10 protein-coding genes are annotated in these 8,633 nt (G+C 38.9%); 5 read left to right on the top strand and 5 right to left on the bottom strand.

Annotated elements, in window-relative coordinates; genetic code table 11:
• Nucleotides 1–699 precede the first annotated feature (699 nt).
• The 5 genes from NT145_04250 to NT145_04230 are packed head-to-tail and all read right to left on the bottom strand — an operon-like array spanning nucleotide 700 to nucleotide 4,670.
• Nucleotides 700–1,068 (bottom strand): four helix bundle protein, encoded by a 369-nt coding sequence (locus tag NT145_04250; protein MCX5781901.1) that lies wholly within the window; start codon nucleotides 1,066–1,068, stop codon nucleotides 700–702.
• 23 nt (nucleotides 1,069–1,091) lie between these two features.
• Nucleotides 1,092–2,027: a thiamine pyrophosphate-dependent enzyme gene (locus NT145_04245; protein MCX5781900.1), complete on the bottom strand. Its 936-nt coding sequence runs from the start codon at nucleotides 2,025–2,027 to the stop codon at nucleotides 1,092–1,094.
• 15 nt (nucleotides 2,028–2,042) lie between these two features.
• Complete coding sequence (locus NT145_04240) at nucleotides 2,043–2,366, bottom strand: hypothetical protein (GenBank protein MCX5781899.1); 324 nt, start codon at nucleotides 2,364–2,366, stop codon at nucleotides 2,043–2,045.
• Nucleotides 2,367–2,378: 12 nt separating this feature from the next.
• Complete coding sequence (porA, locus tag NT145_04235) at nucleotides 2,379–3,578, bottom strand: pyruvate ferredoxin oxidoreductase (GenBank protein MCX5781898.1); 1,200 nt, start codon at nucleotides 3,576–3,578, stop codon at nucleotides 2,379–2,381.
• A gap of 57 nt (nucleotides 3,579–3,635) precedes the next feature.
• The gene (locus tag NT145_04230) at nucleotides 3,636–4,670 is read right to left on the bottom strand and encodes a phospholipase D-like domain-containing protein (protein ID MCX5781897.1); all 1,035 of its coding nucleotides are present in this window, start codon (nucleotides 4,668–4,670) and stop codon (nucleotides 3,636–3,638) included.
• Nucleotides 4,671–4,988: 318 nt separating this feature from the next.
• Between NT145_04230 and NT145_04225 the strand changes: the two genes are divergently transcribed.
• The 5 genes from NT145_04225 to NT145_04205 all read left to right on the top strand — a co-directional run.
• Complete coding sequence (locus NT145_04225) at nucleotides 4,989–5,540, top strand: hypothetical protein (GenBank protein ID MCX5781896.1); 552 nt, start codon at nucleotides 4,989–4,991, stop codon at nucleotides 5,538–5,540.
• Nucleotide 5,541: 1 nt separating this feature from the next.
• A complete protein-coding gene (locus tag NT145_04220; GenBank protein MCX5781895.1) occupies nucleotides 5,542–5,934 on the top strand; it encodes a hypothetical protein in 393 nt (130 codons plus the stop codon).
• Nucleotides 5,927–6,727, top strand: coding sequence for an NlpC/P60 family protein (locus NT145_04215; GenBank protein ID MCX5781894.1), 801 nt, complete (start codon nucleotides 5,927–5,929; stop codon nucleotides 6,725–6,727). The genes NT145_04220 and NT145_04215 overlap by 8 nt, the downstream gene beginning before the upstream one ends.
• A gap of 205 nt (nucleotides 6,728–6,932) precedes the next feature.
• Nucleotides 6,933–8,054 carry a DNA-processing protein DprA gene (gene dprA, locus NT145_04210; protein ID MCX5781893.1) on the top strand — a complete coding sequence of 374 codons (1,122 nt, stop codon included), beginning with the start codon at nucleotides 6,933–6,935 and terminating at the stop codon, nucleotides 8,052–8,054.
• Nucleotides 8,055–8,067: 13 nt separating this feature from the next.
• Nucleotides 8,068–8,633: toprim domain-containing protein (locus NT145_04205; protein MCX5781892.1), on the top strand; the 566-nt coding region annotated here is incomplete at its 3' end.

Raw genomic sequence — 8,633 nt, 5'->3', positions numbered from 1 at the left:
AAAGTATTAAACCCTCCTCTTTCTTAAATGCTGAGTTTGAAACTCTAAGATTGGCTCCGGCGGTAGTCCCTTAACTAGGGATTGCGTGCTCATTCGGTGCAGCCGCTCCGAACTCCGCGCGCGAAGACTCTCGCCAAGGTTCTCGCCCTAGCGACAAAGAAATAGCCCAAAACCGCTCCCCTTCAGGGGCAATTTTGGGCTATACTCCGGCGGTAGGACTCGAACCTACAACCCTTCGGTTACAAGTTTCCCTAACTTTCATTAGGACTTGGACTATATCATCTCCATATCCATTTTTCTGGATTTAGGGGGCGGGGGCTTCCCCCTGCTGTTTAGCTTTGCTAAACAAATCTACAGGGGTACGACCTTGCGGTCTAGTCTCTGCACCTTCCCTTCGATTCATGGTTCGAGAAGCTCACCATTTCACTCAGGGCTTGGCTCAGGATTACCTTACATCTCTCGATAATCAGGATTTCCTGAATTCACCCGCTTTTTCAATCACGCTTTCGCGTGAAAGCTGCCTTTTTACCCTTCGACTCTGTGGTTCAAAAACGTTAACCACTTCGCTCAGGGTCAACTACGTTGACAGCCGAATGCTCCACCATTGAGCTACGCCGGAATTATTACTACAGTTATGAGTAATGAGTTTTGAGTAATGAGCTAAATACTTTCTATATTCATGCTACAGATCATCACGAATTATTCATTACTACTTCTTAATGAACGTTTCAAGCCGCTTATCATCTTTGATATTTCTTCTAACTTCAATTTAATGGTAGAATGGATTTCCTGCGAAACATACTCTTCTTTAAGAACAATATCAAAAATTGAAACTACTTCAAACACAGAACCTCTTGAAATATCCAAAAAATGCAAAAACTCTTTCTTACTTCTTGCTGAACCCTCAGCTATATTAAGCGCTATGGATACAGCTGCTCTTCTTATCTGGCTTGTCAATCCAAAAACTTCCTTATCAGGAAAACTCTTGGTTATTTCATAAATATCGTGAGCTAGCTTTATTCCTTTTTTATAAACTTCGAGATTTTCAAAATAAAACTCTTGGCCCATCGTTTTTACTCATTACCCATTACTCATTTCTCATTACTAAGGGATTCCAATTTTAGCAGTTTATTCCATTTCTGGTCAACTTCAGCTTGTATGCTGTCAAGAATCGCCTGATTCTCAGGTTTAAATAAATGCTTAAATCTTGACTGTTTTTTCATAAACTCTGCTACGGGCTTTTTCTCTTTCGGTTTAGAATTGATTTTATACTGCCCGTTTACAACTTCATATATCGGCCACATACAGGTTTCAACAGCAAGACGCCCGATAGACATTGTTTCTTCGGGAGGATAGCCCCATCCAAGACGGCAAGGCTGCAATATATTTATAAATGAAGGGCCGTCAGTTTCCAGCGCCTTTTGAACCTTTGTAACAAAGTCATTCCAGTTTCCTACGACTGCCTGGGCAACATAAGGAATATCGTGGGCAGCCATAATTGCAGTCAGATCTTTTCTAAACTGCTCTTTTCCCATCTTGACTTTTCCAGCCGGCGCAGTTGTAGTATGCGCGCCTTTAGGTGTTGCTCCGGATCTTTGAATGCCGGTATTCATATATGCTTCATTGTTATAGCAAATGTAAAGCAATCTATGTCGTCTTTCAACCGCGCCTGAAAGCGATTGCAGTCCTATGTCGTAAGTTCCGCCGTCTCCGCCAAAAGCGATAAATCTTATGTCGTCCTTAATCTTACCCTGTTTTTTTAGACTTCTATATGCTGACTCTATACCGCTGCAGGTGGCCGCTGAGTTTTCAAATGCTGAATGAAAAAAAGGAACTTTCCATGCGGTATATGGAAATATCGTAGATGCAACTTCAAGACAGCCTGTTGCGCTTGTTACAACTACAGGTTTATCCGAAGCTGCCAGCATAGCCTGCCGGGCAATAATACCCGCCCCGCAGCCGGCGCACAAACGGTGGCCTCCGGTAAATAAGTCTTCTTTTTTGCACAGTTCTTTCAAATTAGCCATTTTTAATATTTCTCCTTAACGTTTTTGCTCGTCGTGCTTTTCCTGATATATTTCTTTGCTTTCCTGATTGAGCTTCTTTTGTATCTCTTTTCTTTCCTGGACAGTAACTTTGCCGTCTGATCTTGCTTCCTGCTTCATTTTCCTTATTTCTTTTTGGTCTTGTTTAAGTTCTTTCGCCTCTTCTTTTGTTAATTCCCCGCTTCTAACACCCTGCCTGATCCTTTCATTTTGATTTACTTGCTTTTTGGAAACATTTTTCATCGGTTTATAGGCAAATACCGGAGAACTAACAGCCGAAATCAAAGCGAATAAAAGAAATATTTTAAAAAAACTTTTCATATTTGCCTCCTATTATCTTAAGTTTATGTATTCTATTTCTTTGTTAAATTTTTCGCCCGATTTTATTTTTTCAAGTTTTGAAAATACTTCTCTGAAATGATCAAGTATTATATCCCTTCCGCCAAGGCCATAAACACAATTGATAGTTTTAGGCGAGTTGGCGCCCAAGTGCGTAAACAATGCCGAAGTTACATCGGTATATAACGGCGCAAATGCTGCAGAACAAGAATCTGCCCTATCCATAATAGCTAAAGCTTTTACTTTTGCAAGATCCTGAGCAAGCTCTTTATGCGGGAAGGGGCGGAATACTCGAATTTTTATCAGGCCTGCTTTAACGCCTTTTTTTCTAAGCTCGTCTACAACTACTTTTGCTGTACCCGCAGCCGAACCGATAATTATAATTGCAGTTTCTGCGTCTTCCATTCTATATTTTTCGTAAAATGAATATTCTCTGTTAAAATTTTCTGAAAAATCCTTGGCAACATCAAGAATAATTTGTTTTGAACTAGTCATCGCTTCTGCAAGCTGAACCCTATGTTCAAAATAGTAATCCTGAAGATCTATAGCTCCAAGCGTAAAAGGTTTTTTGATATCTAGAAGATATCTTTCAGGTTTATATTCGCCGACGAACTTTTTAACATCTTCATCCGGCAGAAGCTCCACTACCTCCATGCAATGGCTTATAATAAAACCGTCAGTAGTAACCATCACCGGGAGCTTGGCTTTTTCTGCAATACGCACAGCCTGGATAAGATTGTCGTATGCTTCCTGCGAATTCTCAGAATAAATCTGAATCCATCCGGAATCGCGTGCACCCATAGTATCGGATTGATCTCCATGAATATTGATCGGTGCGGATAACGCCCTGTTTACATCTGAAAGAATAATCGGTAAACGCAACCCTGCCGCGATGTAGAGCATTTCCCACATCAAAGCAAGCCCTTGCGAAGAAGTACCTGTCATAACTCTGGCACCGGCAGCACTTGCGCCAATACAGGCAGACATCGCAGAATGCTCGCTTTCAACAGCAACGTATTCCGTCGGCACTATTCCGTCCGCGACAAACTGAGAAAATATCTGAACAATTTCAGTAGCCGGTGTAATGGGATAAGCCGCAACAACATCCGGAGAAATTTGGCGCATCGCCTCTGCCATTGCCTCGTTGCCGGTTTTTGCCGCTAATTTTCCTTTTGAGTAGGTTGTTGTAATCATAAAGCTCCTCTAATTTTATTTTTAAGGGACTATTCTACTAAATTAGTAAAATAATTTCTAGGACTGCTTCCCTATCCAGAGGTCTTCAAAATATTTCCAAAAGATATCCGCCGATTCATCGTTTCTTATTAAAACATTTGCTTCCCTATTTTTTCCCAACCCGCTTATTACCCAGTTAGTAGAACCCAAAATTACTTTTTTGTCGCATATTAAAAGCTTGGCGTGGGTAATAATATCCGATGGGACAAATTTTATCTCAATATTATTTCCGGATAAATATTTAAATGTGCCGGCATTCATTTCGTTTAATTTTTCATCGTGACCGCTTTTTTCCAGTATCACCCTTACGCTTACTCCTCTTCTTTTGGCATCGCAGAGAGCCCGCAGGAGACGGTTCGGTTTGCTGGAATAATATTTTGGCATAAAGTTAGCCATATAAAGAATCACGCCGACATTTTTTTTGGAATTACTAATCAGCTCAAGCGCATAGTCAAAATAATTTTTGTCAAAAACGGGTACTGCAATAAATTCAGAGCCTATTTCAAGGAAATTAATATTTTTGTTAAAAACCTCATTTTTCCAAAGCATTTCAAAATACTCCTGATATATCTTTGAAACACTGGCATCATTAATTAACACATTGGTTTCATTGTTTTCATCAATGGATTTTTCGCTAAAATTTGTGGAGCCCAGCAAAGTAACCGCCGCATCAGCTATAATAAGTTTTGCATGAAGCTTCCTTTTCGGATTTCCAAGTTTTATTTTAACGCCAAAAGAAGAAAAATCATCTAGGGCTCCTGCGTTTTCTTTTATTGAGCCGTCAAGCAATACCCTCACTTTAATGCCCCTTTTAGCTGCATCTCGAATGGCGTTCTTGATTTTTAGTGTTGTGGAATCATTCTTAAAATAATAATGAGCTATGGATATAGAGCTTTTTGATGAATTTATTATTTCTAAGCATTCTTTAAGATATGCCCTGTTTACTACGGGAACCACTATTTTCCCGTTAATTGTGTTCTCGCCTTTTATATATAAGGAAAAAAGCAAGCAAAAAACAGCCGGCAATAACCTTACTATTTTAGATAACTTCATATTAATACACCGTTCCTAATAGGTATAAATTGAAACTTGGGATTACTAATTGTATCATAGTTTATAATTTAAATGAAGTCTATGGTTTTATAGTATCTTTGCTTTCTTAGGCGAAATCCCCGCCCGCCTTCTCATTTCCACCCCAGGCGGATCTGCCTTGGGCATGACATCTACGGACTTATACCGCCAAGGCGGGATGGTTTTTTGCGAAGGCGGATAAAATAAGGCGCGGGTTGACAAAAAACGAATAATAGAATAGAATAATCCTTGCCATTAAAATTTTAAACATCAAAAAGATTTATTAATAGGAGGGACATTATGCGTAAACTTGTTTTATTGTTTTCTTTTTCAGTTTGCATGGTTTTGTTTTTTTCTGGGATTTCTTTTTGTGAAGATTATCTATCCGGTTCGGAATCTTCTCAGCAAGAAAGTGTAGCTGCTACCGAATCGACGGATGTACAAAGCGGATCCGAATATTCAGCTGAATCCTCAAAGGTTTTGCTGGCAGAAAGAACTTCAAGGGATACTAAATTCAGAGAAAAAAGCTTTCTCAGTCCAAAAAAATGGAAAGGCGACGGCACTATTGTAGGCGAAAAAGATAAAAAAGTAAGCATTACTGCCGGAGATACAGTTTACACGAACCTCGGATCATACGAAGTAAAAGAAGGAACGAGATGCGATGTATTTAGAAAAAACGGCAGAATCAAACACCCAAAGACAGGAAAATTAATAGGCTATGAAGTGCGCTATATAGGAGTAATCGAGATTACCGGAAATGTAGGATTGGATTCTTCTATAGCCCGAGTTATTAGTTCCCGCGAACCTATTATTATCGGCGACGAACTCAAAATCGTAGAAACAGAAAAATAATATGAGGCTTCATACAAAACTCTTCATCCTCATTATTATTGTTTTCATTATTTCTATAAGCTGGGCCATAAATTATATTAAAAAAGGCGATTTTGAAAGATATATTGATTCCCGCCATAGCACTATAATCCCCCCGGTCCAGTATTTTTTTGCAATGACGTTAAACCTTTCCGCCAGGAAGGAATCCGCATTGCGCTGGTTTCTAAAAATACACGAGCAATATCCCAAAAATTATTATGCCCCTCTTGGATGGTCGGAAGCAATAGAAATCCTTGATCAAAAAAATGACAAAAAGAGGCTGGAAGAGGAAATAAATAAATTCCTGGAAGAATATCCCGACGATCCCAAAACCGAGATTATGCGCAAAAAATTATTTTTACTCAAAAATGCTTAACAAATTGCTACGCAACATTGTTCTTTTTATATTGCCCTTCCTTTTTCTGGCATCATTTTTAGAAGCTTCGTATACTCTGGTTGTATTGGGGGATTTCACCAAAGAACAATCCGAATCTTTATGCAGGCAGTTATCATCGCGGGGATATCCTGTTTATTTGTTATACGGAGAAAACCCCGAAGTCCGCATAGGGCCTTATGATACACGGGAAAAGGCGCAAGATGTTTTAACGTCGATTGAACAAGAAGAGCAAATAAATACAAAAATAATTGAGGAAGAAAATTTTGACCAGCTAATTCCTGAAGACGAAACTCAAGACAAGGAACTGGCAGGAAAAATAGTAAATGAAGAAACAAAAAATCTTTATAGCGATGAAAGGGCAAAAAAAATAGTTTCTTTAGGGCTTGATCTTTTCGGACACCCTTACAAATACGGCGGCGAAAGCATAGGGCAAGGCATAGATTGCTCTTTTTTTGTTCAGACAATTTTTAAGGATCTCGGCATAGATTTGCCGAGAACTGCCTATTATCAATATGCAAAGGGCGTAAAAGTAGAAAAAGAAAATTTGAAAGTCGGGGATTTGGTCTTTTTCAAAAAAGTATATTATTCCAAGAAGAAGGACAAAAAAGGCAATAGGATAACTTATTCCCGCATTAATCATGTCGGCATATATATCGGAAACGGCGAGTTAATCCATGCCACAGTAAATGTAAAACATGTAACTATTTCCCGCCTAGATGAGCCTTATTTTGTGAGGCATTATGCAGGCGCCCGCAGGGTATTAAGCGATTAGGTTATTTTTGGCAAATCTATAAGAAAATAACTCAAAATTTAATGAACCTCCCCTGTAGCAAGCTGCGGGGTATCAGATGTTCCCCTCTTTGAAAAAGAGGGGTGAGGGGAGATTCAATAACGTCAAATCCCTCTCAATCTCCCTTTTTCAAAGGGAGAAGTTATTGGTTGCCCCGCATAAAGATGCGAGGAATTGCAAGTTAATTATGAATTTTTCAAACGAAGATAAGTCAATTATCGCGCTAAATTTGGTCCCTCATCTTGGTTACGGGCAGTTTCAAACTCTGATAAATAGTTTCGGCTCAGCTTCAAATATTTTAGAAGTCCCGGAAAACGAACTTTTAAAGGTTCCCGGAATTTCTCAAAAACTTGCTAAAGGCATATCCGAAATTAAAAATACAAATAATGCTGAGAAAGAAATAACTGATGCCGAAAGAATCGGAGCAAGAGTCTTAACTTACAAAAATAAAGATTATCCTGAACCGTTAAAAAATCTTTCTGACTATCCGCCCGTTATATATGTCCTGGGCAGCCTGCTGAAAAAGGATTTTTTCAGCGTAGCAATTGTTGGAACGCGAAAGCCCACGCCTTACGGAATATCGGCTGCTTCTTTCTTTGCTGCGGAATTTGCCAGATCAGGGATTGCCTGCATCTCAGGACTTGCAAGGGGAATTGATACAGAGGTTCACAAAAGTTGCATTAAAGAAAAAGGAAGAACGATAGCTGTTTTAGGAAACGGCTTAAACAAGCATTATCCTCCGGAAAACAAAAAACTGGAAGAAGAAATCACTAAAAACGGCGCTTTGATAAGCGAATTTCCGTTAAATTCTCAGCCTGATAAGGAAAATTTTCCAAGGAGGAACCGCATAATCGCCGCAATGAGTCTTGCAACTTTAGTTATTGAAGCGGATATTAAAAGCGGAAGCCTTATTACTGCAAAGCATGCCCTTGATCAGGGAAAAGATATTTTTGCAGTTCCCGGCCCGATATTTTCAAAATATTCAAAAGGCACTAACAGTTTGATAAAATCCGGTGCGCATTTAGCCGAATCCGCAGATGATATTATTGATGAAATCAATCCTTTTAAGAAACTCTTGAAAGAGAAGAAAATATTCATTAAAAAAGAATGCGAAAAATCTTTTGCTTTTGGAAATTCTGAACAAAAAATATTAAACTTTTTGGAAAATGAATTAAACGGAACATCTATTGATAATATCACTCAAAAACTTGATATCCCATCTAAAGAAACGGCTTCATCGCTTTTGGGGCTTGAACTAAAAGGGCTGGTAAGGTCGCTTCCGGGCAAGATCTATATAAAAACGCAATAAAAAGGAAATAGAAATGAGCAAATTTCTTGTAATAGTAGAGTCTCCTGCAAAAGAAAAAACAATCTCAAAATTTCTTGGCAAGGATTTCATAGTTAAAAGCTCGTATGGCCATGTACGGGATCTGCCTAAAAGTAAGCTGGGCGTTGATACGGAAAATAATTTTGAACCTAAATATATTTTAATCCAGAGAGCAAAAAAAATAATATCTGAACTTAAAAAAATCAGCGATAAATCTCTTGCGGTATATATTGCGACTGATTACGACCGCGAGGGCGAAGCTATAGCCTGGCATCTTAAGGATGCATTAAAACTTTCTGATGAAAAAACCAAACGAATAACTTTTACTGAAATAACCAAAGATGCGATTACTGAAGCGGTAAAACATCCAAGAAAAATTGACTCAAATCTTGTTAACAGCCAGCAGGCCAGAAGAATTTTAGACCGGCTGGTAGGATATGAACTTTCCCCTCTTTTATGGCGCAAAATAAAGTACGGGCTTTCTGCCGGAAGAGTACAGTCCGCAGCGCTCAGGATAATCTGTGACAGAGAAGAAGATATAAAAAGTTTTAAGCCTCAGGA

The organism is Elusimicrobiota bacterium, assembly GCA_026388075.1.
In the GTDB taxonomy this organism is placed as follows: Bacteria; Elusimicrobiota; Endomicrobiia; order Endomicrobiales; family JAPLKN01; genus JAPLKN01.
The sequence above is the reverse complement of the archived record's forward strand: the minus strand, read 5'-3'. Positions and strand labels throughout refer to the sequence as shown.

Excerpts from the sequence above, each read along its gene's own strand:
- NT145_04250 (MCX5781901.1), bottom strand. The coding sequence starts at position 1,068 with ATGGGCCAAGAGTTTTATTTTGAAAATCTCGAAGTTTATAAAAAAGGA.
- NT145_04245 (MCX5781900.1), bottom strand. The coding sequence starts at position 2,027 with ATGGCTAATTTGAAAGAACTGTGCAAAAAAGAAGACTTATTTACCGGA.
- NT145_04240 (MCX5781899.1), bottom strand. The coding sequence starts at position 2,366 with ATGAAAAGTTTTTTTAAAATATTTCTTTTATTCGCTTTGATTTCGGCT.
- porA (MCX5781898.1), bottom strand. The coding sequence starts at position 3,578 with ATGATTACAACAACCTACTCAAAAGGAAAATTAGCGGCAAAAACCGGC.
- NT145_04230 (MCX5781897.1), bottom strand. The coding sequence starts at position 4,670 with ATGAAGTTATCTAAAATAGTAAGGTTATTGCCGGCTGTTTTTTGCTTG.
- NT145_04225 (MCX5781896.1), top strand. The coding sequence starts at position 4,989 with ATGCGTAAACTTGTTTTATTGTTTTCTTTTTCAGTTTGCATGGTTTTG.
- NT145_04220 (MCX5781895.1), top strand. The coding sequence starts at position 5,542 with ATGAGGCTTCATACAAAACTCTTCATCCTCATTATTATTGTTTTCATT.
- NT145_04215 (MCX5781894.1), top strand. The coding sequence starts at position 5,927 with ATGCTTAACAAATTGCTACGCAACATTGTTCTTTTTATATTGCCCTTC.
- dprA (MCX5781893.1), top strand. The coding sequence starts at position 6,933 with ATGAATTTTTCAAACGAAGATAAGTCAATTATCGCGCTAAATTTGGTC.